This window comes from Allobosea sp., assembly GCF_035999205.1.
Taxonomy (GTDB): Bacteria; Pseudomonadota; Alphaproteobacteria; order Rhizobiales; family Beijerinckiaceae; genus Allobosea.
Genome location: NZ_DASYHA010000025.1, coordinates 72112 through 98418 on the forward strand (window position 1 = coordinate 72112; position 26307 = coordinate 98418).

Sequence of the window (26307 nt, forward strand, 5' to 3'; positions counted from 1 at the left end):
TTTCCCCTCGTTTTGCTTCAGTTCTCTTTCAGCCCGTTCCCGCTCCCGGCTGGGACGAATGCGCCCGCCAGTCGCTTATTGATTCCAGTGGGTAGACCGGCCGCGGAATGCGCTGCCACGGCAGGGTGAAGACGTCGGACTGTCCCGGTCCGCTGGTATCGGCACGGACGAGCCCGGAGGCGATCGCGTCGAAATACTGGAAGTTCGAGGCGGTCTTGAGCACGGCCATCTTGTAGTCCGCCAAGTTGACTCCGAAGGCCTCGTAGACGTCCGGCACATTGCCGGCGACGCCGCGCAACTCCGAGATCAGCAGCGTCACCGGCCCGACGTCGAAGATTGCGACCCGGCCCATGTCGACCTCGGTCTGGTGGTTGAAGCTGAGCGGGATCGCACCGCTGCCAAGCCTGCGCACGCGCCCCGTCACCGTCAGCGGCTTGAAGAAGTCCGGCGCCGCATCCCCACCGAGCGGCAATGTCACCTCCGCGCCCTCGCCGGCCGCCGTCAGCGTCGCGACCGCCTGGGGCGAGATCAGCGGGATCAGCGCCCGGCCCTTGATGCCGAGCCGCAGCATTGCCTCCAGCAGCAGGTTGCTGTCGCCAGCCGCGCCGCCGAAGACGGTGTCGCCCGTGTCGCTCAGCACCACCATGCCGCGCGTAGCCGCATCGGCCTTCAGCACCGCCTCGTCTACAGTCACAGCCTCACGAACCTGGAAGTCGTCGCGCATCGACCAGGCGAGATCGGCGAGCTCGTCCGCGAGTTTTTCGGCCAGGGCCTGGTCGCCATCGGTGACGACGATCGTCGACCAGCCGCCCTCGGCGACATCGAGCCAAGGCTGCATCGGATAGTTCGACGCCTGCAGAACGCGCTTGTCCGCCTCCAGAGCCCGCGCCCGGTCGAACCAGATCTTCATCGGCCCCTTCGATGTCAGGAACTGCTCCTGATGCGAAAGCAGGGGGATCTTCCGCCATGCCATGACCGGCCTGAGCTTCTCCCGCAGGATGCGCAACAGCACCTCGGTCCCGATCTTGCCGGTGTCGAAGACGTCATGGGGCTGGGTGCGGTGCCCGACGATCGCCGTGCAGTTAGCCACGGTCTTCTGCGTGATGTTGGCGTGGTGATCGAGCCCAAGCATGATCGGCACATCGGGGCCGACGATCTGCCGGCAGAGCTCGGCCTGCTCGCCCTCGACATCGTCGATGCCCTCGGCGGCGCAGGCGCCGTGCAGATGCAGGACGAGACCGTCGATCGGGCCGACATTCTCCAGACCCACACGGATCTTGTCCTGGAAGTAATCGAAAGCCTCACGCGTGATCCGCCCGCCCGCCACGCTCCAGGCCCGAATGATCGGGATGGTCTCGACAGCGAGGCCCGACTCCCGGATCGCGGCATAATGCCCGCCGATCTGACCGATCTCACTGAAATGACGGACGATCTCGTCGCCTTCATAGAGGCCGAATGCCTCGTAGTCGGCAAGCGTCGTCGGGACCGGGTTGAAGTCGTTCGTCTCCTGGACAATGTGGATCAGCGCCAGACGCACCACGACCTCCCGGATAGCAAATTCGAGCCTTCGGACAGTTTCCGTCGTTCGACGGAACGGCCATCTTGTTGCTTCTACGGTTCAGGCTAGGAAGGCCGCCAGTTTACGTCAAGGATTGCGAGTTCCGCCAGAAGGAACACAAGGCCGCCATCAGAAGAAGGTGCGGATCGCGCCGGTGACGCGGCATTCGTCGTCGATCAGCATCAGCACGCTCCACTTGTCGAACGTCGTGCAGGGATGGCCGATGCCGAAGGCGACCATGTCGCCGATCTGAAGCGGGCTCTCCTCGGGCGTCCCGAGATGGCAATGCTGGTCGTTGAGCGCGAGAACGGTGTGCCCAGGCGGCATCGTCGCAGGCAGCGTCATCGCGCCGGGACGGAACCACCGCAGCGGCACGGGCAGCCCGGCATCGTAGCTGATGTCGCGCTTGCCCAGGGTGAGAAGGCTGCGCCCGCGCTCCGGTCGCGACTGGACATAGGCCCAGACCTCGAGGGCAGGCTCCAGTCCGCCGGGCGGCAGCTTCAGGTTCGTTTCCAGCGTGATCCGGCTGAAGGCCGCAGAGTAGGCCGTGGAATCATGGGTCAGATAGCAACCGGAACGCAGCACCTTGACGACCGGCCGGGTGAAGGTCGCGGCATTGAAGACCTCGCCGACGCGGTCGAACAGGGAGGTTCCGCCAGCGCTCAAGATCATGGCCTGCGGGCCGAGCAGCCCCTCGGCTTCGGCGGCGGCCGCGACCGCGACGACCTCGCCGAGCAGCCCGTCGGCCTTGGCGGTATCGCTGTGCAGGCCCTCGAAGCATTCGAAACCGCAGAGCTGCAGGCCCGGCGATGCCGCAACCGCACGTGAGACCTCCAGAGCCTCCTCACGGGTGCGCGCTCCGGTACGACCGCCCGTGAAGCCGATCTCGACGAGAATGCGCAGCGGATTGGAGCCGCCGCGAGCCTGCGCTGAGCGCGCCAGCAATGCGACGCCGGCCGCGCTGTCGGCAAGGCAGTAGAATTCGAATCCGGGATCTTCGAGCGCGTCGAAGCAGGCCGCGATCTCCTGCGCCCCGACAGGCTGGTTGGCCAGGATCACGCGTTTCACGCCGAAATACCGAGCGACCGCGAGCTGCTGCATCGTGGCGACCGTGATCGCCCAGGCACCATCGGCGATCTGAAGGTCGAAGAGCTGCGGCGCCATCGTCGTCTTGCCGTGAGGCGCGATCAGCAGGTCGTTTGCCTTGGTGAAGGCGCTCATCCAGGCGCTGTTAGCCTTGAGGACGCTCTCGCGTATGACCGCCAGTGGCATCGGCATGTCGCCGGCGAGAAGGCTCCAACCTTGCTTGCCGACATCCCCGAGCCATACCGCCCGACCGGGCGGCATTCCCTTGCTCAGCGCGTCGAGACGCTGATCCTCGATCTCTTTGAGCGACAGGCGCGGAAGCGCGGCGGAGGCAGTTACAGCCATGGATTTGGATCCAACGGGGAAAAGGGGCGCCTGACCTTGGTGTAGGGGATCTTGCTCGCATCCGGCGGATAGGGTCCGCCGCTGTCGAGATAGAGCACGCTCGCTGCGATCGGTGCGAAGGCGGCGTGGAAATGGTTCGAGGACTTCACCACGACGATCGTCTTGGCCGCGAGATCGATGCCGAGATCGGTGAACACCGGCGGGCTGAAGGTCTGGGCCCGTGTCGAGGCCAGCACAATATCGAGCCTCCCGATCCGGATCGCTGCCGCTGGGCCGAGCGAGACCCAGCTCTGCTCGAAGGGAATCCGGAGATCGTCGGTCGTGCCGATCACTTCGACGACCGCGTCGATCGGCTTGCCGGAGGACGGCGCGGCCTTGCCGATGAAGCGCAAGGGTATCACCGAGCCAACGCCGGCGGCGCGACAGAGGCTCACGGCAACGGGATCCCACAGCGCACCGATCGCCGCCGGCACGTCGGGATGCCGCAGTAGTGCCTCGACCATCACCGAGGAATCGCCGGCGACGCCGCCGCCCGGATTGTCCCAGCGGTCGGCAAGCACCACTGGCCTGCCCGGCTCGGCCAGCTCGAGAGCGGCGGCGATCCCCTCCTCCGGCTTGTAGTGCCTAGGCGTCGCGCCACCACCCCAGCGCAGGATCTCGAGGCCGAGCTGCCGCGCCAGGGCTTCCGCCTTCGCCTTGTCCCCATCGGCGATGACGAGCACCTTGGTCCCAACATCGGCGACGTCGGCGGCCTGGAAGCCATGCGCGACGGAGATGCTCAGGATCCCGTCCAAACCCTCCATGGCCTTGATCCGATCGACGAAGCTGCGCCCGGGCTCGCGGCTGGTCATGAAGGCCGCAAGCCCGCGACAGTCGAAGACGCCGCTCGCGGGGCTAACCTGCTTGCGCGCCGTCCTGAGGCAGAGTTCCAGCAGATCCTCGGCCCGCGCCAGAAAATCCGTATGCGGGAATTCCTTGAAGGCGACGATGATGTCGGCGCCTTCGACCATCTGCTCGGTGAGATGGCAATGCATGTCGAGTTCCGCGCCGATGACGCAACGCGGCCCCGCCAGGGCCCGCACCCGCGCGATCAGGTCGCCCTCGCAATCATCGTAGCCGCGCGCGACCATCGCGCCGTGCAGTCCAAGCAGGACGATGTCGACCGGCATCGCGGCTGCGAGCTGGCCGAGGATCTCGTCGCGCAGGCTTTCATAGGCCTCGCGCGAGACCAGCCCCGCAGGCTCGGCCCAGGTCGCCGTGCCCTCGATCAGTTCGTAGCCTTCGCTGGCCGCACGCTGGCGCGCCGCGACGATCGGCGCCGAACACAGCGTCGGCGTATCCGGATGCTTGCCGGGCGGGCAGTAGAAGGCGCCTTCGAAGGCGCTGCGATCGACGAAAAGCGGCGCGAAGGTGTTGGTTTCCGTCGCCAGCGAAGCCGTGAAGAGCCGCATCCGGATTGTTCCCGCTCGGTGGGGCACCGTCTCGGTCCGGCAGCCAGCCGGCTTCATGAAACCGGGTCTCGGCTCGACCTGTCAAAGGACCGGCGTTTCTTCCGATGGAACAATGCCGGCTTGCGTCGCAACGGTGCAGCCGCCGAGATGCGCAGGCCTCGCGACGACGGGAGCTTCGCCGAACATGCCCCAGCGCCGACGCATCCTGCTGGCTTCGCTCTTCCACGAGACCCACAGCTTCGTCGACGAAGTCACGACCCTTGCCGACTTCACCGTGCGCCGCGCGGAGGAACTCGTCGCCAGGCGCGGCGACGGCTCGACGGTGGACGGCTTCCTGGAAGTCGCGGAAGCCGAAGGCTGGGAGGTCGTGCCAAGCGTGGACTACACCGCCCTTCCGGCGGGCACCGTCGAGCATGCCGTCTTCGAGCAGTTCCTTGCCGAATTCGATGCCGCGCTCAGGATGGCACTGGAGCAGGGAGGGCTCGACGGCATCTGGCTCGCCTTGCATGGCGCAATGGTCACGACCAGCTGTCGCGATCCGGAAGGCCAGCTTCTGGCTCATATTCGAACCGTTCCGGGCTGCGAGGCGCTGCCCGTCTTCGGCGTTTTCGACCTGCATGCGAATTTCACCGCCGCCATGGCAGAGCACGCCAATCTTCTCGTCGCCTATCGCGAGAATCCACACGCCGATGCGCGCGACTCCGCTGTACGCTCAGCTCGGCTGCTGGCCCGCGCGCTGAAGGACGGCTCCTGCCCGCGCATGCTCGCCCGCAATGCACCGGTGATCTGGCCCCCCACGGGCACCGGCACCGCCGATCGACCGATGCGCGACCTCGAAGCCCTGGCGCGGCGGATCGAAGAGGGGATTCCTGCGATCTGGGTTGCGAATGTCATCGGCGGGTATTCGTTCTCGGATGTCCCCGAGGCCGGCGTCGCCTTCGCGGTCGCGTTCACTGGGGCGGAACCGCCTGCTCGCGAAGCGGTCGCCCGTCTGGTCGAGACTGCAACCGAGCTGCGCGAACTCGGTCTTCCCGCTGAATGGGATATCGACGACGCGGTCTCCCAGATCCGGCACCTGCCGGGCGGTCCTTATCTCGTCGTGGAGCCTGCCGACAACATCGGCGGCGGGGCTCCGGGCGACGGCACCTCGGTGCTCCGCGCCTTCCTGCGCCATGGCGTCGAGAACTGCGCCGTCGCCATCGCCGACCCCGCTGCCGTTGCCGCCATGGCCGGCGCGAGACCAGGCGAGATCCGGACGATCTCCGTCGGCGGCAAGGGCAACGCGATCGCCGAGGGGCCCGTCGAAGCGGAGGCGCGTTTCGTCCGCGCCAGCGACGGAATTTTCACGCTCGAAGACCTCAACAGTCACCTCGCGGCATCGCAGGGGTCGCACTTCAGCATGGGGCCAAGCGTCGTCGTCGAGGTCGCGGGTGTCACGGTGCTCCTGACCAGCCGCAAGACGCCGCCCTTCGATCTTGGGCAGTTCCGCTCGCAGGGCATCCACCCCGAAGACTTGAAGGCCATCGGCGTCAAGGCGGCCGTGGCGCACCGACGTGCCTATGACAAGATTGCCCGAGGCAGCTTCACCGTCGCGACACCGGGCCCCTGCACCAGCCGGATCGGCACCCTGCCCTTCAAACATCTGCGCCGACCGGTTTTTCCAATTCACGCCGAGAGCGAGCTTTGACCGGCGAAATCGCGATGCCGTCCGTTGACGCTATTCGGCGAGAGCCTCCTGTCTGCGGCGCAGGATGGCGGGCGACAGCATGGCAAGCAGCGCCAACGCTACGGCGCCAAGCAAGAGCGCGCTGATCGGCCGTGTCAGGAAGACCGAGAAGTCGCCTTCCGACAGCAGCATGGCGCGCCGGAAATTCTCCTCGAGCTGCGGGCCGAGCACCAGCCCGAGCAGCAGGGGGGCAGGCTCGACGCCGACCTTGATGAAGAGATATCCGACCGCCGCGCAGCCCAGCATCAGCCAGACATTGAACAGGCTGTTGGCGATGCCGTAGGTGCCGATGCAGCAGAACAGCACGATGGCCGGGAAGAGAAGGCGGTAGGGGACCTTCAGCATCGAGACCCACAACCCGATCAGCGGCAGGTTGATGACGAGCAGCATCAGGTTGCCGACCCACATCGAGGCGATGACGCCCCAGACGAGCTGCGGCTGCTCGCGCATGATCTGCGGGCCGGGCTGGATACCCTGCATCATAAGCGCGCCGATCATCAGCGCCATCAGCGCGTTAGCGGGGATGCCGAGCGTGAGCAGAGGGATAAAGCTCGTCTGGGCGCCGGCATTGTTGGCGGCCTCGGGGCCGGCGACGCCTTCGATCGCGCCATGGCCGAAGCGCGACGGGTCCTTGGCGAGCTTCTTCTCAAGCGCGTAGGAGGAGAAGGGCGGCAGCGCTGCACCACCGCCCGGGAGCACGCCGAGCGCCGAGCCCAGCATCGTGCCACGCACCATCGCCGGGAAAGCAGCGCGGAGATCGGCCCGGCTGGGGATGAGGTCGCGGACCTTCTGGCTGACGACGCGCCGCTCGGCCGGGCGCTCGAGATTGGCGATGATCTCGGCCAGCCCGAACATGCCCATCGCGACCGGTACGAAATCTATGCCGTCCGAGAGCTCCGGGACGCCGAAGGTCATGCGGGCGGCGCCGGAGCTGACATCGATGCCGATCAGCCCGAGCAGCAGGCCGAGGAAGACCATGGCGAGCGACCGCGCCACCGAGCCATGCGCCAGCACGACGGCAGCGATCAGCCCGAGCACCAGCAGGCTGAAATACTCGACCGCCGTGAATTTCAGCGCCAGAGCCGCCAGCGGCACGCTGAGCAGCGCGATCACCACGGTCGCGACCGTGCCGGCGAAGAAGGAGGAGATCGCCGCGATGGCGAGCGCCGTGCCCGCCTTGCCCTGCCGGGCCATCTGATGGCCATCGAGGCAGGTGACGACCGACGAGGTCTCGCCGGGAACGTTGACCAGGATCGCGGTGGTCGAACCGCCATATTGCGCGCCGTAGAAGATGCCGGCGAGCATGATCATCGCGCCGGCCGGCTCCATGCCGAAGGTGAAGGGCAGCAGCAGCGCGATGGTCGGGATCGGGCCGATGCCCGGCAGCACTCCGATGGCCGTGCCGATCAGCACGCCGACCAGGCAGAAGCCCAGATTCTTGAGCTGCACGGCCGTGGACAGGCCCATCAGCAGGTTGTCGAAGAGTTCCATGAGCCTGCCTTCAGCGCGGCCAGAGCGGAACCGGCAGCGCCAGAACCTTGACGAAGAGCAGCGCCGCGAGGCCGGAGAGCAGGATCGCGAAGCCGATGCTTTCGAGCGGCCGCGTCTCGCGGGTCGCCAGACCCGCCAGGAGAACGGTCAGAACCGAGGCGATGGCGAGGCCGAGCCGCTCGGCCGTCAGCGCGAAGATGCCGACCGCGAGCAGGACGGCGAGCAGCGGACGCAGATGGACCGGCTCGATGGCCGCCCCCGCATGCCGCGCGCCGCGCAGGAGGAAGAACGCCCCGAAGCCGAGGAGCGCCAGCGAGACGACGCGGGGCATGTAGCCCGGCCCCATGTCGGCGGCGCTGCCGATCGGCAGCCTGCGGGTCATCCAGAGCGCCCCCGTCGCCACCGCGACGAGAAACAGCCCGAGGATCAGGTCCCGCCAGTCAAGTGCGCGGCGCGTCATCGGCCCGGACACCGCTCAGTTCACGCCCTTGATGCCGGCTTCCTTGATGATGCCGCCCCAGCGATCCGTCGCGGTCTTCAGCCAGGCGGAGAAATCGGCCGGAGAGCCGGGCTTCACCACCCCGCCCTGCTCCGCAATCTTGGCCTTGATCTCGGGATCCTGCAGGATCTTGCCGATCTCGGCGTTGAGGCGCGCGACGACCGCGGGCGGCGTGCCGGCCGTGGTCAGCAACCCCTGCCAGGTGCCGGCATCGTTGCCGGGCAAACCCGCTTCCTTGAAGGTCGGCATGCCGGCGATGCGCTCCTCGCCCGTGACCGCCAGGCCAACGAGCTGCTTGTTGGAGACGAAGGGCAGCGTCGCGGTCGAACCGTTGATGATGACGTTGCTCTCGCCGGAGACCACGGCCCGCGAAGCGGCCGCGCCGCCGCGATAGGGCACGTTCTTCCAGTTGATGCCGAGTTCCTTGGCGATGGCGACCGCCGTGATGTGGTTGGCAGCGCCCACGCCGGCATTGGCCACGGCGAGCTTGCCGGGATTGGCCTTGGCATAAGCGACAAGCTCCTGCGGCGTCTTGGCCGGCACGGATTCATGCACCGCCAGCACATAGGGGCCGAACATCACCATGCTGACGGGGGCGAGATCCTTCACCGGATCATAGGTCAGGTCGGAAAACAGGCTCGGCGCGGTCGCGAGCGAACCAACATCCATCAGCAGCAGCGTGTGCCCATCGGCCGGGGCCTTGGCGACAGTGTCAGCTCCGAGATTGCCGGCCGCGCCCGGCTTGTTTTCGATGACGACGGGCTGGCCGATCGCGGCCGAAAGCTTGGGGCCGACCAGGCGCGCGAGAATGTCCGAGGTGCCGCCCGGCGCGAAGGGCACGACGATGCGCACGGGGCGCTCGAAATTCTGCGCGGCGGCCGGCTGGGCTGCGAAGCCGGCGAGCGCGAGCAGGCCTACCGAGAGTGCTTGGCGGCGGGAGAACGAATCCAGGCGGGATTGGGCCTTGGTCATGGCGGTGATTTCCTCCGTTGGTTGGCCGCGCGCTCGCCCGAAACGGGGCGCGCGGAACGCATGCGGTCTTCTGGCCGCTTCGAAACCGGAGGATAGGTCAGGCACGATGCTGCGGTGAGTTAGTTTGGCAATGGAAAGATACCTTTTTTGGATCGCACCATAGCGCGAAGGATGTTGCGGAGGGCCACGCCGGACCTACTCTGACGTGCAGACGGCAAGAATGCCGCGTCACATCCGGGGAGGATTTCGATGAAGCCCATCATGACCCGCCGCGCAGCACTCGGGCTTGCAGGCGGCGCGCTCGCGACGCCGTTCCTGGCACGCAGCGGCTTTGGCCAGAGCTACCCGGCCAAGCCCGTCACCGTGATCATTCCGTTCGGTGCGGGCGGCACCACCGACCTGATCGGCCGCATCGTCTGCGAGAAGCTGTCGCAGCGGATGGGCAAGACCTTCGTGATCGAGAACCGGGCCGGCGCCGGCGGCAACACCGGTGTCGCGGCCCTCGCCCAGGCCACGCCCGACGGCTACACGATCGGCATGACGACGCCGTCGACGCACGGCATCAACCCCAGCCTCTACAAGGAGAGGCTGCCATTCCGGCCGCTCGAGGATTTCGAGTTCCTTTCCCTCGCCTCGTCCCAGCCGAACTTCATGTGCTGCCACCCGTCGCTGCCGGCGCAGAACGTCGCGGAGATGATCGCCTATCTGAAGGCCAATCCGAACAAGGAGGCCTTCGCCTCGTCGGGCATCGGCACGTCGATCCATCTCTGCGGCGAGCTCTTCATGCAGCTTGCGGGGGTGAAGATGCAGCACGTCACCTATCGCTCCTCCGGAGCGCTGATCCAGGATGTCATCGCCGGGAACGTGAAGATCACCTTCGACAACTTCACCTCGCCCTACCCTCACTACAAGGCCGGAACGATACGGGGCCTTGCCGTGACCACGACCCAACGCGCCAAGATCGCGCCCGAGATCCCGGCGCTGGCCGAAACACTGCCGGGCTTCGACATCGCGTCTTGGAACGGGTTCCTGGCGCCGAAAGGCACGCCGAAGGAGATCTGCGACAAGCTCATCGTGGAGATGCGGGCGGTCCTGCAGGATCCGGCGGTCGTCGGTCGTTTCGAGGAACTCGGTGCCGCAGCGACACCTTCCACGGCCGACGAAGCGCGGGCGAAGGCCGTTTCCGAGCTCGCGAAGTTCAAGGGCATCATCGACAAGGCCGGCATCAGCATCCAGAACTGAGCGTCGGCGCGATCCGGCACCGGGCAAGGAGGCGCGATGTTCGAACTGAGCCAGCTCCGCTGCTTCGTCGCAGTGGCGGAGGAGCTGCATTTCGGCCGGGCGGCTGCACGCCTCAACATGACGCAGCCGCCGCTCAGCCGGCAGATCCAGATCCTCGAGCGCATCCTCGACGTCGCCCTGCTCGAGCGCAGCAATCGCACGGTTCGGCTGACGCCGGCCGGTCAGAGCTTCCTGGCCGAGGCGCGCCGCCTCCTGAAGCTGGCCGAGAGCGCAGCGCTGCTCGCCAAGCGCGTCGCAAAGGGCAAGGCTGGCTCGATCAATATCGGGTTCACCGCGGCCTCGGCCTATTCCTACATGCCGCAGCTCGTCGCAGCCTGTCGGCGCGAATTGCCGGAAGTCGAGATCGCCCTGAAGGAGATGGTCAGCGGCGACCAGCTCAAGCGCCTGGACTCCGGAGAGATCGATATCGGGCTGCTGCGCCCGCCCGTTCCCCGCACGGGGCTGCGCAGCTTCCGCGTCTGCGCCGAACCGATGATCGCCGCAGTCCCCGCCGGCCATCCGCTCGCCAGGGCCGAGGCGATCTCGCTCGATGATCTCGCGGTCGAGCCCTTCATCACCTATGCGCCCTACGAGGCGCGCTATTTCCACGATCTGGTGGTGGAGCTGTTCACGCGGGCCGGGCTCGTGCCGGACTATGTGCAGCACCTCGCGCAGATCCATTCGATCCTGGCCATGGTGCATTCCGGCGTCGGTGTCGCGATGGTGCCGGAGGCGGCGGAGAGCCTGCATTTCAGCGGTGTCGTTCTCCGCCGCCTGACGCTGCCGAGCCAGCGCGCGGCAGAACTCTACTTCGTCAGCCGCGAGGACAACGACAATCCGCTCCTGCCCACAGTTGCGACGCTGGCGCGGAACCTTGCGACCGCGCCGCGACCTGCCCCCTCGGCCTGAGGGAGGACTCCGGGACGGCACACCGGCGCGCCATCCAATCTCGGCATCGATCGATACAGTGATTGGTCTCTATCGGCATCGATCCTGGTCTACTTCTTCGCCATCAGCCAGCGAAGGACGAGACCATGACCAAGATGACCCCGCAGGAGATGGCCCGGACGATCGGCGACGGTCTCCTGTCGTTTCCCGTGACGCCCTTCACTGCGGGCAACGTCTTCGACGAGGCACGCTATCGCTCCAACCTCGACTGGCTTTGCGGCTATGAGGTCGCGGGGCTCTTCGCCGCCGGCGGCACGGGCGAGTTCTTTTCGCTCTCGCCCGAGGAGGTGGTGAAGGTCGTCGGGACTGCGGTCGCCGAGACCCGTGGACGGGTCCCGGTGCTGGCCGGCGTCGGCCATGGCACGCAGGTCGCGACACAGCTCGCAGCCGATGTCGAAAAGGTCGGCGCCGACGGCATCCTGCTGCTGCCGCCCTATCTCGTCTTCTCCGAGCAGGAGGGGCTCGCCGCCCATATCGAGGCCGTCTGCAAGGCGACCAAGCTCGGCGTCATCGTCTACAACCGCGACAACGCCATCATCAACGAGGACACGCTGGCGAAGCTCTGCGAGCGCAATCCCAATCTCGTCGGTTTCAAGGACGGCGTCGGCGACATCGAGCTGATGACGCGCATCCATCTCCGGATGGGCGACCGGCTGACCTATGTAGGTGGCCTGCCGACGGCCGAGACTTTCGCCCTGCCCTATCTCGAGATGGGCGTGACCACCTATTCCTCGGCCGTGTTCAACTTCGTCCCGCATTTCTCGACGAAGTTCTATGCCGCCGTGCGCCGCCGCGACCGCGAAACCGTGCAGGCCGGCCTGCGCGACTTCATCCTGCCGCTGATCGCGATCCGCAACCGCAAGCGCGGCTATGCAGTCTCGATCATCAAGGCCGGCATGAAGGTGATCGGCCGCGATTCCGGCCCGGTGCGAGCGCCGCTGACGGACCTGACCGAGGTCGAGGTCGCCGAGCTCGCGGCGCTGGTCGCCCGCCTCGACAAGGGTGATTTCGCTACCCGCGAACTCGCCGCTGCCTGAGCATCGCAGGCAGATGTCATCCCGGGCGACCGCAGGTCGACCCGGGATCCCTGCCCGAGCCCGTCCCGACAAGTAGCCAGGAGCACGCAACAGCCGCACCCATTCTGAAATTTCAGATTTCAAACTTCACGACGTATGGTAAGGCTGCACGCCGGGCACGCCGCTGCGGTCGTGCCCGGACAAGAACCAAAACAATCACTCCCGGGGAAACGCTCATGAAGCTGTCACGTCGCAAGCTCGTATTCGGCGGCCTTTCGGCCGCCGCCGGTTCGCTCTCCGCCCGCGCGGCGCTCGCGCAGGAATTCCCGTTCAAGCCGAACCAGCGCTATCCGGACCCGGCGGTCGAAATCCTCGACCCGTCCTTCGCGAAATACCGGATCTATTCGAGCACGGTCGAGCAGCTCGGCAGCGGCATGCGTTGGGCCGAAGGCCCGGTCTATCTGCCTGAGGAACGCGCCGTCCTGGTCAGCGACATCCCGAACAACCGCATCATGAAATACGACGAGGGGAAGAACAGCTTCACCGTCTTCCGTGAGAACGCGAACTTCGCCAACGGCAATGCACGCGACCGGCAGGGCCGCCTCGTCACCTGCGAGCATTCGGTGACGCGCCGCGTCACCCGCACGGAAAAGGACGGCAAGATCACGGTCCTCGCCGACGCGTTCGACGGCAAGCGCCTCAACGCGCCCAACGACGTCGTGGTGAAGTCGGACGACACAGTCTGGTTCACCGACCCGCTGTTCGGCATCAACGGCGAATGGGAAGGCTCGCGCGCCAGGCCGGAGCAGGCGACCACCAACGTCTACCGCATCGCAACCGACGGCAAGGTGACCGCCGTGGTAACCGACCTCGTCAATCCCAACGGGCTCGCCTTCTCGCCCGACGAGAAGAAGCTCTATGTCGTCGAGTGGCGCGGCACGCCGAACCGCTCGATCTGGAGCTTCGATGTCGGCGAAAGTGGGCAGGTCTCGAACAAGACCAAGGTCGTGGACGCCGCCGATTTCGGCGCGCTCGACGGCTTCAAGGTCGATCGCGATGGCAATCTCTGGTGCGGCTATGGCAGCAACGGAGCGCTCAACGCCGAGCCGACCGATATTGGCGGCCGCAAAGTCTTCACGCTGCGTGGCAAGCCGGAAGACCTCGACGGCGTCATGGTGTTCAGCCCGGCCGGCAAGCCTTTGGCCTTCATCCGCCTGCCGGAGCGCTGCGCCAATCTCTGTTTCGGAGGCCCGAAGAACAACCGGCTCTACATGGCGAGCTCGCATTCGCTCTATGCGCTCTATGTCGAGGCGCATGGCGCGGTCTAGATACCAAACGGGCGCCGAACGGGTCGAAACGACCCGGTCGGCGCCCGCATCAGCCACGCCCGGCCGAAGCCGACCGCGCGTCAGAACCTGACGGCGAGGTTCGCCTTGAAGGCGTGGTCGCGGGCGTCGGTCGCGAGCTGGCCGGTATAGGACAGGCCGACCGTCGTGTTCTTGCCGACAGCGAAGTCGAGCCCTGCTTCCACCAAAGCGGCGTTCTTCGCGATCGGCAGCCCCGCGACGGTGAAGGCGTTGGATCCCGCGAAGGCCAGCGTCGTCTCCGGATCGACGTCGCCGAAGGCGTGGCGCCAGCCGAGCGCGCCACGGAGCGTCAGGTCCATCCCGTTCAGGCTGACATTGGTCGAAGCGCGCAGCCCGAGCGTGGAGTAGCCGACATTGGTGTCGTCGCCGCGGCCGGAGAGCGCCGCAGCGCCGCCGATCTCACGGATCCCGTCGCTGTGCAGGCTGACATAGGCCAGGCCGGCGAAGGGCTCGAGCGCGATCTGGCCGACATCGAAGCGGTAGCCGACCTCGCCGAAGACCTGGGCCGTCCCCGCGTGGGAGCTGCTGCGCAGGGCGTCGCCGAAGCCAGCGAAGGCGACCGTGCGACGGGTCGTGACGTCGTGCCAGGTGTAGCTGGCGCCGAGCCGCAGGCCGAACGCGCCCCACTGGCCACCGCCATAGAGACCGAGATGGTAGTTGTCGCTTTCGCCCGACGACAGACGGCTGTTCACGTCGAATCGGTCGTGGCTGTAGCCGGCCAGTACGCCGATACGGAGGGTGTCGAGGACCGCTAGGTCGGCGCCGAGCATCAGTCCCCCGGTCGAGCGCGAGAGCGTGCCGGCATTGCCGTCGCCGTCCGTCCGGCCGAAGCCGCCGAAGCCCTGGCCCCACGCGGCGAAGCGGTCGCTGCGCAGCGTCGGCATCGGGCCCTTCACGGCCGGCGCGAGGTCGGCGGTGAAGCCGTAGTTCATCGTCGCCATCGGGGCCGAGCCGACCGTGCCGAAGGCAGAGCGCAACCGGTCGATCGCAGCCCCGCGCACGGCGGCACTTTCCTCGACCAGCACGGTCTTGGCCGAGGCGTGGATCTCACCCGAAAGCTGATCAAAAGCAGCCCTACCCGAAGCAGCGTCGAGGACGAGGACGCTGTTGTACAGCAGCAGCGTGCCGCCGAGCTGCGGTAGGCTGTCGAGCCCGCCGGCAGTTGCGAGCTGGTTGCGGCTGTCGGCGGCCGTGCCGAAAGGCTTGGCGCTGACGTTGAGGCCGATCGCGCCCGTCTGCGCATCGAGCGCGAGATTGAGGAACGCCGAGCTGGAGGTGACGCTGGCGAAGCCGCCCTCGATCCCGCCCGCGGCGGTGATCAGGGTATAGCGCTGGCCCTGCTTGTAGAGCCCCTGCGGGTCGATCGCCGAGACGATGACGTTGCTGCCCGACACCGTGGCCTTGCCCGTGACAGCGATGCGGTCGGAGCTGCCGTTGCCGCCGATCTCGGCCGCATATGTCGAGCCCGGCGCCAGCGTGAGGTTGCCGTTGACGGTGAGCGTGCCGATTGAATTGCCGGGCGCGATCGTGGCGCCGGCCTGGACCGTCGTGGCGCCGACCGTGCCGCTGCCGCCGAGCGTTCCGCCGAGCACCGTGAACGTCGAATTGGCGAGCGAGCCGTTCACCGCGAGCCGGCCATCCCAGATGGTGAACGGCAATGCCGACGCATTGGTCCCCGTCAGCGTCCAGTTGCTCGCCCCGGTCTTCTGATAGATGCCGAAGCCGTTGATCTGGGAAACATCGAGGCTGCCGCTGGCCGAGCCGCCCAGCCTGAACGTGTCAGCGGTGCTGAACGCCTGGACGTTGCCGATGATGGCCGAGCCACCCCAGAGCTCGAGCGTGTTGACCCCGCCGGTAAAGGTGATGGCGTTGGCGCGCGTCGCGCCGTCCCCCGACAGGCCGCCGGCGATGGTCCCATTGTTGACCACGGTCAGGTTCGAACCCGTGACACCAACGCCTCCGGCACCGACGGTGCCGGCAACCGGACCGATCGTCCCGCGCGCTCCGCCGTTGCCGCCTGTGATCGTGCCGTCGTTGCGCAGCGTCGCGTTGCTGGCCGAGAAGCCGGCTCCGCCAGCCCCGCCCGACCCGGCCCAGGAGCCGGCGAGGGTTCCACCATTGCCGCCATTGCCACCCCGACCGCCAGCGAGCGTGCCGATATTGGTGAAGTTTGTATCGCTGCCTAGAAAGCTTGCGCCACCCGCTCCGCCATTGCCGCCCCGCCCCCCCGTGACGCCGCCATTGGCGCCGTTGCCGCCAGCGCCGCCGACGACAGTGCCGCGATTGGTCAGGATCGAGTTGATGCCGACGATGCCCGTACCACCGGCTGCGCCATGGCCCGCTCGGGCGCTGCTGCTGCTGGCTCCGACACCAGCAGCGCCGCCCATGCCGCCGTCGCCGCCACGAATGGTGCCGGACGTGAGCAGCAGCACAGAGGTCGCGTGGAGGCCGATGCCGCCGCTGCCGCCATTGCCGCCCCATGCGAGAGCCGCTCCGCCGGCACCACCTTGCCCGCCGGTGATGTTGAAGCCGAAGGCGCTCGTGCTCTGGGTACCGTTGAGGACAGCGCCATATCCGCCTGCGCCGCCGCCACCGCCGTCTCCGTTGCCACCAACGCCAACGCCGCCGGCACCACCACGTCCGCCGGCGACCGCCGAGGTCGGCAAGCTGCTGCCTAGATAGCCGTGCGCGCCACCGCCGCCGCCGCCACCGCCGCCATTGCCGACGAAGGTGACTCCATCAGCGCCATCCTGGCCCGCCATCGCTCCGCCGGCTCCGCCGGCCGCCGCGGGGTTGTTCAGCGTGGCCACGCCCCTGGCACCAGAGCCGCCGGTGGCGCCGGCGCCACCGCCGGCGCCGCCGGCGCCAGTGGCAGTCAGGGCAGATGGGGTGGCGTTGCCGCCAGCGCCCGCGACGGAATCAACGCCGCCGATGCCGCCAAAGGTCAGATCGCCCGCAGCGCCGACGCCGCCATCGGCCATCGCACCGGTCGCCCAGATGCAGGCGACGCCACAGAGCAGCAGGTTGCGCAGACGGAGAGCGCGGGCGGTTTCGGCTGTCCGGGCAAGGCCGGCAGGAGCCCGTGTCTCGAAGGCGGCAGGCATCGGTGTGTCCTTGATCATACAGTTGGAGAGCCCATCCGCCCGGTTGGACAAACAGGCAAGTTTGCGAATGCGGGGAAGGATGCACGGTCCGATTTCAGCCGAAGTGGCTGCGACAGGCCGCTTTCCGGCGTGCCTCGCGGAGACCCAAGCAGATGCGGCCGGACAACCCGGGCGCCACGCAGCGGGCGACGAATCAAACAGTAGTCGCCCCCCGGCGATACTTGAGACCTCCGACAAGAGAGGCGCCGGCTCAAGGGGGAACCAGTGCAAATTGTTTGCTGTGGCCCAGATGCTACGGGTCGCTTCGCGCCATGTTTCGGTGAGAGGCGCAGGCAGCACCGGCACCGCATGAACGACCGCCGGGCGTCCTCGTCACTGGTACGCATCACCGGACGGGGAAGCCCGCTTCGTTTGCAACGGGCAACCGGCGGGTGTACGCTTCCACGGCTTTCGTTGGCGAAGGCTGGCGTCGATCCGGAGATACCGATCATGCGCAAGTGGAAAAAACCCGCGATCATCGAAGTGACTGTCGGCTGCGAAGTGACCTCCTACGCACCAGCGCAGCTCTGACGTTTCTGTTCTGAGAACCAGGCTACCGCCTGAAGCGAAATCCAGTGGCGCCGTTCCCAAGCCGGCGTCGTGGGACGGATGCGGCGTCAGCGCTGTTCCGTATCCCGTCCGCAGGGCGGACGGGATTTTTGCTCTGTGCGCGTGCATGCGGCGCGCCCCTGCGTCGCCGACCTGCTCCCGGCACCCTGGCTCCGGGATTTGACAATTTCGCGCGAGCCGCCGCCCCATGAACGCCGACATCAGGACAGTCGATATCGCCGCTATCGTTCCGGTCCTTCCTCGGGGCGTTCGTCTGCGGTTCGACGAGAGCCGACAGCAATGGTTCCTGCTCGGTCCCGAGCGCGTCTTCGAGCCTGACGAGATCGCGCTCGAGATCCTGCAGCGCGTCGACGGCGTGCGCAGCGTAGAAGCCATTGCGCAGGATCTGGCGACGGCCTTCGAGGCGGATCGCGACGAGATCTCTGCCGATGTCATGGCTTTTCTGCGCGGCCTCGCCGATCAGAGGATGATCGATCTGTGAGCGATGTCGAAACGCTCCCACAAGCCATTCCGGCGCCACCGCCCGAGTCGCCGCCCATGGGCTTGCTGGCGGAGCTGACGCATCGTTGCGCCCTGCGCTGCCCCTATTGCTCCAACCCGCTCGAACTGGAGCGTCGCTCGAGCGAGCTCCCGACCTCAGAGTGGAAGCGGTTGATCGACGAGGCAGCGGCGCTCGGCGTCCTGCACATCTATTTTTCTGGCGGCGAACCCATGCTGCGGCGCGATATCGCCGAACTGGTCGCGCATTCGCATGGCGCCGGGCTCTACACCAACATGATCACCTCGGGCGTCGGCTTTCAGCCGGCCCTGCTGGACGCGGTTGCCGAGGCGGGGCTAGACCATATCCAGCTCTCGGTGCAGGCCATCGACGCGACGACCTGCGATCGCGTCGCCGGTTACGAGGGGGCGTCCGAGCGCAAGCATGCCGTCGCCGCCGACATCGCCCGGCTCGGGCTGCGCCTCACCGTCAATGCCGTCATCCATCGCGAGAACGTGCATGAGATTTCCGACTTCGTGCGGCTTGCGGAAGCGTGGGGCGCGGCGCGGATCGAGATCGCCCATGTCCAGTACTATGGCTGGGGCCTGGTCAATCGCGCCCGGCTGATGCCGACGCGCCAGCAGGTCGAAACCGCAATGGCGGATGTCGAAGAGGCTCGCAGCCGGACGGCCGGGCGCCTCGTCATCGACTGCGTGCTACCCGACTATTATGCCCGATATCCGAAGGCCTGCATGGGCGGTTGGGGCGCGCGGCTGATGAATGTCACGCCCTCGGGCCGTGCCCTGCCCTGCCACGCGGCCGAGACGATCACGGGCATGACATTCGACCATGTGCGCAACGCAAGCCTGTCGGAGATCTGGTATCGCGGCGCCGCATTCAACGCCTTCCGGGGCACGGACTGGATGAAGGAGCCATGCCGGAGCTGCGCCAGAAAGGAGCTCGATTTCGGCGGTTGCCGTTGCCAAGCCATGGCCTTGGCGGGCGATGCGGCCGCGACCGACCCCGCCTGTTCATTGTCGCCGCTGCACGCGGAACTTGTCAGGCTGGCTGAAGCCGAGGCCGGCTCCGAGCGCCGTGATTTCATCTACCGGAGCTATCAGGGCGCCTGACGCATCGGGCCACTAAGCAGGGGTCCGTGTCTCTCTCAGCCCGCCGGCACAAAGGCGCCCGGCGGAATATGGCCGGGCTCGACATAGGCATGATGGAGCGCGTCCAACATGGCCCAGAGCACGTCGCATTTGAATTTCAGCGCAGCGATGACCGCCTGCTGCTCGGCCGGCGTGCGGGCATGGGCCGTAACATAGGCGAGCGCGGTCTCGACATCGCGCCTTGCCTGCTCCGGGCGGGCGGTGAAATAGCTCAGGCTCTCGGGGCTGACGAAGGCGTAATGCGCCAGCATGCCCTCGACGCGGTGGCGGATGACCTTCGGCGAAAACAGCTCGGTCAGGGAAGAGGCGACCGCCTCGAGCAGCGGGCGCTCGCGCACGAAATTGACATAGGCATCGACGGCAAAGCGGGTCGCGGGCAGCACGCCGCGATGCGCGATCACATCCGCGCGCGCCAGACCCAGGCTTTCGCAGAGCCGGAGCCAGCGTTCGATCCCACCTTCGCCATCCCGGTCGCCGTCATGGTCGATCAGGCGCTGGCGCCAGGCCCGCCGGAGCGCGGGGTTCCCAGCCCGGGCGATGAGGAACGCATCCTTCACGGGGATATGGGCCTGATAGGTGAAGCGGTTGAGGGCCCAGGCCTGAACCTCGCCCTTGCTGCAATGGCCGGAGTGCAGTCGGGCATGGAAGGGATGCTTGTCGTGATAGCGCTCCTCGCCAACTTCGCGCAGGCGCCATTCCAGTTCCTCGGGCGATAGCAGAGCGGTCACAGCCTCACCTCCATGCCGTCAAAAGCAACCTCGACACCCGCAGCCTCGATGATCAGACGCTCCGGCGACCCCTCGATCAACGCCGGATTGGTGTTGTTGAGGTGGATGTAGATCTTCCGCGCCGCCAATACCCCCTCCAGCCATTCCAGCGAGCCGCCGGCGCCGCTGATCGGCATGTGCCCCATGCGGCGGCCGGTCTTTTCGCCGACACCGGCGCGGATCATCTCGTCATCCGTGAACAGGGTGCCGTCGAAAAACAGGATGTCCGCGGCGTCGGCCCTGGCGCGCACCTCCGCGGACAAGGCGGCGCAGCCCGGGATGTAGACGATCGATCGCCCGCCGCCGCTGACCCGGATGCCGGCCGTCTCTCCGGCTTCAGACTCGAGCTGCGGCGCGCCGTCCTCGAGGTAGAGCGGCACCTTGCCGGGAACGGGAAACAACTCCGCCGTCAGCCCGCCACGCATCTCGATGGCCCCCAATGCGGTTGCGGCGACGCGTCGGGCCGGCACCGGCGCGAAGATGGGATTGGCGTCGATCGCATCCAGAACAGGCTCGAGCGCGATCAGGTCGAATGGCTGTCGCTCGCGCAGGTGAAGCAGCCCGGCGACATGGTCGATCTCAGCACTGCTTAGGATGATCGTGCCGATCGGCGAATGCCGCTGCTCACGCGGCCACAAGGCAGGCGTCGCGCGAATCTGGCTGCCGAGATCGGGCGACGCGTTCAGCACGACCCAACTCTCGCCGTCGAGCGTCACCGCCAGGCTCGTTTGCGTGCGCCAGGGCACGCGGGGATCCTTGCTCCAGGCGAGCGCACAGACCCGGCACCGGCAATTCCACTGCGGAGAACCACCACCTGCTGCCGTGCCGAGAACGAGGCCCTTCATCGGTGCGCCTCAGGCCAAAGGCTCGTGAGCGCAACGCAGGACGATGTCCATCGCCCGCTCCGGAGCCTGAACCGTTGCGTCAGATCCCGCATGCGACCCAGGACATGCCCGCCGCCCCCATCGAAGACCTGGAGTGGAAGGGCCCGGATGCCGCCGCCCTCGTGCTCCGGTCAGAAGACTAGGGCATCGTCGCGCTTATCGCTACGGCCCTCGCCGTTTCGGAAGCCGTCGGCAGCGCGGAACCGCCTGTCACCGACATCACCCCCCGGTGGAGGCGATCACCGCGTCGACGTCGGTCACCACCGCGACGTTTTGCAGCGCGTAGTTGACTGAGGCGGTGTGCCACTCCGCGTTCATCGTCGAGCAGGCATCCTCCGGCACGACCATGAAATAGCCCTTGTCGGCGCCGGTGCGGGCGGTGTGCTCGATCGACATGTTCGTCCAGGCACCGGTGACGATGACAATGTCGCGGCCAAGCGCCTTGAGCACCGTCTCCAGCCGCGTGCCCTCCCAGGCGCTCATGCGCTGTTTTTCGACGACATGGTCGCCACCCTGCGCCTCCAACCCCGGCACGGGCGCCGCGCCCCACGTGCCACGCACCAGTGCATTGGCGTCGGCCAGCCCCTCGAAGAGCGGCGCGTTCATCGTCACGCCGGCCGCGCCCTGATCGACGACGAACCAGACATGGATCACCGGAATGCCCCGCGCCCGTGCCGCCTGCGCCAGACGCGCCGCATTGCCGATGGCGTTCTGCTCCTTGCAATGCATGGGCGAGCCGGAGGCGGCGAATGCGCCGCCCTCCATCACCACGTCGTTCTGCATGTCCTGGATCAGCAATGCACAGCGCGCGGCTTCCAACCGGTAGCCAGGCGCGGCCTTGTTGGCGCCATTGCGAGCGACGCCTGCCTGCGCAGGAGCTCCCGCCCGGCGCGCCGCGGAGGCGCGACCGCGCGCCTTCATGTAAGGCTCCAGACGCGGCCCGACCTTGGTCTCGACGGCGTAGAGCGAATGCGAGGCGGTCAGGAACAGCGTGCGCCAGTCCGGCCCGCCCCATGTCAGATTCCCGACCAGTTCGGGCACGCGCAGCCTGCCGATCAGCTCGCCCTTGATCGAATAGACCCAGACGCCGCCGGGCCCGCAGACCCAGATATTGCCCTGCGCGTCGCATTTCATGCCGTCGGGCACGCCGGGCTCGGTCGATGAGACGATGCCCGAGGCGAAGAGGCGTGGCGGGCCGAGCCTGCCGTCGGGCAGGATGTCGAAGACCCTGATGTTGCACTGGACCGTGTCGTTGACGAAGAGCCGGTCCTCGGTGGGGCAGAAGCAAAGCCCGTTCGGCTGATCGAAGAGATAGCGATCGACCAGGAGCTGCGGCTCTCCGCCGCCGGGCGGGATACGGTAGACGCCCTGGAAGCCCAGCTGCCGCGGCCGCTCGACGCCGAAGACCGGCATGCGACCGTACCAGGGGTCGGAGAAATAGATCGAGCCGTCCGACTTCACGACCACGTCGTTGGGGCTGTTGAGCTCCATGCCCTCGAAATGCGAGGCCAGCACTTCGCGCCTGCCGTCCGGCCGCTCGCGGACGAGGCTGGAGGTGGCATGCTCGCAGACGATGAGGTTCAGTTCGGCATCATAGGTCATGCCGTTGCACTTGTTGGCCGGACGCATCACCTCGCGCACGCCGCCGCGATCCCAGCGCCTGCGCACATCGCCCGGCATGTCCGAGAACAGCAGGTGCTGCTCCTGCGGATGCCAGAGCGGCCCCTCGCAGAACTCGAAGCCGCTGCCGAGCTGACGCACCGGCGCCCAGAGGTCGATCAGCTCGGCGAATTGCGGGCGGATTGCGGTGTGCGTGGTCATGCCGCGAACCAGTTGCGCGCCGGCAGCGACTGCACCACCGGCCCGGGCACTGCCATGTCCATGCGTCCGACGACCTGGCCATGGGCGATCTTCGCCGGCTTGTCATGGACCGGCAGGAGGAACGCACCGTTGGCCAGCAGCTTCTTGATCGCCGCCTTCTCCTCGCGCTTGGAGACGCCGTGATTGCCGGTGGTGCGCGGCTCGTTGGCGTGGAGCTCGTGGAAGGGCGTCACGATCTGGTCGTTGAAGTCGTAGATCACGTCGCCGCAGATGATCGCGCGGCCCTCGGCCGTGTCGACATGGACGTTCATCGAGCCCTCGGTATGGGCGCCGGCAGCCTCGAGATAGCAGCCGGGAAACTGCTCGATCATCCCCGACAATTCCAGGTCCTCGAAGCGCAGCGCGTCGCGCGTATGCAGCCGGTCGATCAGATGCTTGATGTCGGGCGCCGGATACTGCGGGTGCATCAGACCGGAGACCGAATACTCGAGCTCGCGGCGGTTGACGATCACCGTCGTGTTCATCGGGAAGAGCTCGTCCTTCCCGGCATGGTCGATATGGAGATGGGTGTGCATGACGTAGCGCACATCGCCCATCCGCACGCCATGCCTCGCGAGCTGGTTCTCGATCATGTTCTCGTGGAACTGGAGGCCGCGCATGCCGAGGCTTTCCATGATCTGGTTGTGGCGATAGCCGGTATCGACCACCACCGGCCAGGGACCGCCAAGGATGAGGAAACCGTAGGTGGGAACCCGGCGTGTCCGGCCGCAATCGCGCCCGAGCACGAGGAAACTCGCCTCCAGCTCGATATCGCCGTAGTCGAGGATCTTGATTTCGAGCGCCATGCGTCCCTCCCCTCAGTCCTGTCGCAGGCGGTAGACCCGCCTCGCCGTTTCGTTGAATACGGCCTGGTGTGCCTCCTCCGGCACGGCCGCGAGATGCGCCGAGATCAGCTCCGGATAGGTCGTCCAGAGCTTCTCGATTGGAAAGTTGGAGCCGAAGAGACAGCGCTCGGCGCCAAAGAGCGCCAGCGTCTGCACGGCGATCAGGCGGATATGCGAGGCGTCGTTCCGACGCAGGAAGGTGCCAAGCCCGGAGAGCTTGCTGACGATGTTGGGCTGAGCGGCGAGCAGCGTCATGCCGGCGCGCCAGGTGGCTAGGCCGCCGGGGCTGAGATCCTCCAGCATGCCGGCGTGCTGGAGGACAAAGGTGACGCCCGGGCAGGCCGCCGCAAGGTCCGCGGCCCCTGCCATCTGCCCGGCGAAGACCTGGAGGTCGAAGCTGAAACCGTAATCCGCCAGCCGGCCGACATTGGCCACGAGGCGTGGATCACGAGCCAATTCGGGCCCGCTGGCGAAGCGATAGAGCGTGTTCTCGTGCCAGTGGAGCTGCATCCGGATGCCGCGGACCCGCGGATTGCGAGCGAGCGCATCGAACTGGGGCCTGGCGTCGTCCGCCAGCATGTCGACATAGGCGACGATCGCGATCGGGAAGCCGGTCTCGTCGGAGGCGCGCGAGACGAACTCGACCTCGTCGAGAAAGCGCACCGGAGCCCAGTTGGCCTGGACATAAACCGCCTCGGTGATCCCCGAAGGTCGGCAGTCGGCGAGATACTCGGTGACCGGATAGTCGCGCTGGATCGGCTCGTAGGGGCCGAAGATGCGGGGCTGCATCGGCCCGACGAGCCAGGGCAGATCCTTCTGCCGCCAGATGTGGAAATGGGAATCGACAAATCCGGTCATGCCGCTGCTAAGCCTCCGAGCGAGAGAATGTGCCGGCAGATGCGGGCGGTGGTGGCGCCATTGCCGAGGCTGGCGAGATGCGGCGCGATCAGCCGCAGCGCCTCCGTCTCCGGCCGATAGGCGGGGTCGGCGGCGAGCGGCGTCAGCCAGTCGATCCGGTGGGCGCGCTGCGCCAGCCTCGTGATCGCGGCGACGAGGGCAGAAGGGTCACCCCGTTCCAGCCCATCCGAGAGCACCACGACGACCGCGCCACGCGCGTAGGATGCGAAGCGCGGCACGGCGAGGAAGGCCTGCAGGGCATCGCCGATGCGCGTGCCGCCGTCCCAGTCCGCCACCAGCCCGGCCGCATCGACCAGCGCCTGCTCCCGTCGCCTGCGGCGCAGCGCCTTCGTGACCCTCGTTAGTCGGGTGCCAAAGGTGAAGATCTCGGCGCGCGGCGCGGCTTGCATCACCGCATGGGCCAGAGCGAGATTGGCATCGCTGCGCTGCTTCATCGAGCCAGAGACGTCGATCAACAGCAGGACCGGCCGCGGCCGCGTCACGCGACGCAGCTTCTTCAGGCTCATCACCTCGCCATCGTGGCGGATGGCGTCGCGCATGCTGCGCGCGAGATCGACCGTCGCGCTGCGCCGCGCCGTGCGGTGGCGATAGCCGCGCCGGCGCGGCAGCGCCGCGGGCAGCGCCCGGCCGAACCGTCGCAGCGTCGCGTTATCGTCGAGTGGCTTCAGCACGCGGACGGACAGTGCTTCAGCGCCGGTCGCCGCCTGGCCGGTCTCGTTGATCTCCTCCCCCAGCAGCACCTCGCGGGAGCCCGAATCGTCCTGCACGGACATCTCGTCATCGGGCGCGAAATCCTCGTCGCCCGGCTCGGCGATGGCACCGAGGAAATGTGCGTCGAACAGCGCGTCGAACAGCTCGCGCTGCTCCGGATGGGGCGCGAGCGTTGCGACCGCCGCCTTGCGGACATGCTCGAGGCTGCGCGGCCCCAGCAGTTCGATCGCGGCGAGGAAGGAGACCGTCTGCTCCGGCGCGACCGCAATGCCGTGCTCCCGCACGAGCGTCGGGAATGCGACGAAGAGGCGTGCGGCGGGTGGAACGGGTGCGATCATGCCGCAAGTCCCGGGATGAAGAGCGGCAGGCGCGGACGCAGATGGGCGAGGTCTTCCTCGTCCTTGATCGCGGTGCCGAGCGAGCGGCGGAAGGCCTCGGGCCAGGGCGCGCCGCTTTGCGCCAGTGCCGTTGCCGCCTCGGCCCAGTCGACCGCCTCGGCCACGCCCGGTGGCTTGGCAAGCGGCTCCTGGCGCAAGAGCCCGACGGCGTGGACGACGGCGCGCGCCGTGCCCTCCGCCACGGCCGAGGAGCGCAGCATGATGATCTGCGCCTCCCGCTCCGGCTCGGGATAGGCGATGTAGTGATAGACGCAGCGTCGGCGGAGCGCCTCGTGCAGCTCGCGCGTACGGTTCGAGGTCAGCACCACGACCGGCCGCTCGGGGGCCCGAAGCGTACCGCGCTCAGGAATCGAGATCGAGAAATCAGAGAGGAATTCGAGCAGGAAGGCCTCGAACTCATGGTCGGAGCGATCGATTTCGTCGATCAGCAGCACGGTCGATTCAGGCCGCCGGAGCGCTGTCAGCATCGGCCGCTCGATCAGGAAATCGTCGCGGTATATGTCGAGATGCTCGCCCTCGCGCGCCTGCCTGATGGCGAGCATCTGGCGCGGATAATTCCACTCATAGAGCGCGGCCGAGGCGTCGATGCCCTCGAAGCACTGCAGGCGGATGAGCTGGCGCCCGAGGATGCCGGCGATGGCCTTGGCGGCCTCCGTCTTGCCGACGCCCGGCGCCCCCTCCAGCAGCAGCGGCTTGCCCAGAGCGAGCGCGAGATAGCCGGCCGTCGCGATGCCGTCATCGGCGAGATACATCGCAGCCGTCAGGGCCTGTGCGAGGTCCTCTGGGCTGGAGATGCCGGCGACGGTCGTGCGGAGCGCCATGGC

The 26307-nt window shown here is 67.3% G+C and carries 22 protein-coding genes; 8 read left to right on the top strand and 14 right to left on the bottom strand.

Annotated elements, in window-relative coordinates:
• Positions 1-28: 28 nt before the first annotated feature.
• The 3 genes from VGN82_RS15750 to VGN82_RS15760 form a co-directional block, all read right to left on the bottom strand.
• Positions 29-1537 (bottom strand): M81 family metallopeptidase, encoded by a 1509-nt coding sequence (locus tag VGN82_RS15750; RefSeq protein ID WP_327527988.1) that lies wholly within the window; start codon positions 1535-1537, stop codon positions 29-31.
• A 150-nt stretch (positions 1538-1687) separates the two neighbouring features.
• Positions 1688-2989 carry a type III PLP-dependent enzyme domain-containing protein gene (locus VGN82_RS15755; protein WP_327527989.1) on the bottom strand — a complete coding sequence of 434 codons (1302 nt, stop codon included), beginning with the start codon at positions 2987-2989 and terminating at the stop codon, positions 1688-1690.
• Complete coding sequence (locus VGN82_RS15760) at positions 2980-4440, bottom strand: M81 family metallopeptidase (protein WP_327527990.1); 1461 nt, start codon at positions 4438-4440, stop codon at positions 2980-2982. The genes VGN82_RS15755 and VGN82_RS15760 overlap by 10 nt, the downstream gene beginning before the upstream one ends.
• Positions 4441-4624: 184 nt before the next feature.
• Here VGN82_RS15760 and VGN82_RS15765 point away from each other — a divergent pair, with 184 nt between their 5' ends.
• Positions 4625-6127, top strand: coding sequence for a M81 family metallopeptidase (locus tag VGN82_RS15765; RefSeq protein ID WP_327527991.1), 1503 nt, complete (start codon positions 4625-4627; stop codon positions 6125-6127).
• Positions 6128-6157: 30 nt separating this feature from the next.
• Here the strand turns inward: VGN82_RS15765 and VGN82_RS15770 are convergent, their stop codons facing one another.
• The 3 genes from VGN82_RS15770 to VGN82_RS15780 are packed head-to-tail and all read right to left on the bottom strand — an operon-like array spanning position 6158 to position 9128.
• A complete protein-coding gene (locus tag VGN82_RS15770; protein ID WP_327527992.1) occupies positions 6158-7657 on the bottom strand; it encodes a tripartite tricarboxylate transporter permease in 1500 nt (499 codons plus the stop codon).
• A 10-nt stretch (positions 7658-7667) separates the two neighbouring features.
• The gene (locus VGN82_RS15775; RefSeq protein WP_327527993.1) at positions 7668-8117 is read right to left on the bottom strand and encodes a tripartite tricarboxylate transporter TctB family protein; all 450 of its coding nucleotides are present in this window, start codon (positions 8115-8117) and stop codon (positions 7668-7670) included.
• Positions 8118-8132: 15 nt separating this feature from the next.
• Entirely contained in the window at positions 8133-9128 is a 996-nt protein-coding gene (locus tag VGN82_RS15780) for a Bug family tripartite tricarboxylate transporter substrate binding protein (protein WP_327527994.1), read from the bottom strand.
• A 249-nt stretch (positions 9129-9377) separates the two neighbouring features.
• Between VGN82_RS15780 and VGN82_RS15785 the strand changes: the two genes are divergently transcribed.
• From VGN82_RS15785 to VGN82_RS15800, 4 genes are all read left to right on the top strand, one after another.
• On the top strand, positions 9378-10370 hold the full coding sequence (locus VGN82_RS15785; protein ID WP_327527995.1) for a Bug family tripartite tricarboxylate transporter substrate binding protein: 993 nt from the start codon (positions 9378-9380) through the stop codon (positions 10368-10370).
• 36 nt (positions 10371-10406) lie between these two features.
• Positions 10407-11318: a LysR family transcriptional regulator gene (locus VGN82_RS15790; protein WP_327527996.1), complete on the top strand. Its 912-nt coding sequence runs from the start codon at positions 10407-10409 to the stop codon at positions 11316-11318.
• A gap of 125 nt (positions 11319-11443) precedes the next feature.
• Entirely contained in the window at positions 11444-12394 is a 951-nt protein-coding gene (gene kdgD / locus VGN82_RS15795; protein ID WP_327527997.1) for a 5-dehydro-4-deoxyglucarate dehydratase, read from the top strand.
• Between the two features lie 215 nt (positions 12395-12609).
• Positions 12610-13701: an SMP-30/gluconolactonase/LRE family protein gene (locus tag VGN82_RS15800; RefSeq protein ID WP_327527998.1), complete on the top strand. Its 1092-nt coding sequence runs from the start codon at positions 12610-12612 to the stop codon at positions 13699-13701.
• A gap of 80 nt (positions 13702-13781) precedes the next feature.
• On the opposite strand, the gene VGN82_RS15805 is transcribed toward VGN82_RS15800, so the two are convergent.
• Positions 13782-16844 (bottom strand): autotransporter outer membrane beta-barrel domain-containing protein, encoded by a 3063-nt coding sequence (locus VGN82_RS15805; RefSeq protein WP_327527999.1) that lies wholly within the window; start codon positions 16842-16844, stop codon positions 13782-13784.
• A 489-nt stretch (positions 16845-17333) separates the two neighbouring features.
• Here VGN82_RS15805 and pqqA point away from each other — a divergent pair, with 489 nt between their 5' ends.
• From pqqA to pqqE, 3 genes are all read left to right on the top strand, one after another.
• Positions 17334-17414 carry a pyrroloquinoline quinone precursor peptide PqqA gene (gene pqqA, locus VGN82_RS26485; RefSeq protein WP_131856192.1) on the top strand — a complete coding sequence of 27 codons (81 nt, stop codon included), beginning with the start codon at positions 17334-17336 and terminating at the stop codon, positions 17412-17414.
• A gap of 226 nt (positions 17415-17640) precedes the next feature.
• Positions 17641-17934: a pyrroloquinoline quinone biosynthesis peptide chaperone PqqD gene (gene pqqD / locus VGN82_RS15810; protein WP_327528000.1), complete on the top strand. Its 294-nt coding sequence runs from the start codon at positions 17641-17643 to the stop codon at positions 17932-17934.
• 56 nt (positions 17935-17990) lie between these two features.
• Positions 17991-19061 (top strand): pyrroloquinoline quinone biosynthesis protein PqqE, encoded by a 1071-nt coding sequence (pqqE, locus tag VGN82_RS15815; RefSeq protein ID WP_327529155.1) that lies wholly within the window; start codon positions 17991-17993, stop codon positions 19059-19061.
• A 35-nt stretch (positions 19062-19096) separates the two neighbouring features.
• On the opposite strand, the gene pqqC is transcribed toward pqqE, so the two are convergent.
• The 7 genes from pqqC to VGN82_RS15850 all read right to left on the bottom strand — a co-directional run bounded on the left by pqqC (position 19097) and on the right by VGN82_RS15850 (position 26304).
• Positions 19097-19828: a pyrroloquinoline-quinone synthase PqqC gene (pqqC, locus tag VGN82_RS15820; RefSeq protein WP_327528001.1), complete on the bottom strand. Its 732-nt coding sequence runs from the start codon at positions 19826-19828 to the stop codon at positions 19097-19099.
• Positions 19825-20712: a pyrroloquinoline quinone biosynthesis protein PqqB gene (gene pqqB / locus VGN82_RS15825; RefSeq protein WP_327528002.1), complete on the bottom strand. Its 888-nt coding sequence runs from the start codon at positions 20710-20712 to the stop codon at positions 19825-19827. The genes pqqC and pqqB overlap by 4 nt, the downstream gene beginning before the upstream one ends.
• 258 nt (positions 20713-20970) lie before the next feature.
• Entirely contained in the window at positions 20971-22572 is a 1602-nt protein-coding gene (locus tag VGN82_RS15830; protein WP_327528003.1) for an isochorismatase family protein, read from the bottom strand.
• A complete protein-coding gene (locus VGN82_RS15835) occupies positions 22569-23417 on the bottom strand; it encodes an MBL fold metallo-hydrolase (protein ID WP_327528004.1) in 849 nt (282 codons plus the stop codon). The genes VGN82_RS15830 and VGN82_RS15835 overlap by 4 nt, the downstream gene beginning before the upstream one ends.
• Before the next feature lie 12 nt (positions 23418-23429).
• Entirely contained in the window at positions 23430-24314 is an 885-nt protein-coding gene (locus VGN82_RS15840) for an amidohydrolase family protein (RefSeq protein ID WP_327528005.1), read from the bottom strand.
• Positions 24311-25423 carry a vWA domain-containing protein gene (locus VGN82_RS15845; protein WP_327528006.1) on the bottom strand — a complete coding sequence of 371 codons (1113 nt, stop codon included), beginning with the start codon at positions 25421-25423 and terminating at the stop codon, positions 24311-24313. The genes VGN82_RS15840 and VGN82_RS15845 overlap by 4 nt, the downstream gene beginning before the upstream one ends.
• The gene (locus tag VGN82_RS15850) at positions 25420-26304 is read right to left on the bottom strand and encodes an AAA family ATPase (RefSeq protein WP_327528007.1); all 885 of its coding nucleotides are present in this window, start codon (positions 26302-26304) and stop codon (positions 25420-25422) included. Before VGN82_RS15850 ends, VGN82_RS15845 begins: the two co-directional genes overlap by 4 nt.
• Positions 26305-26307: the final 3 nt, after the last annotated feature.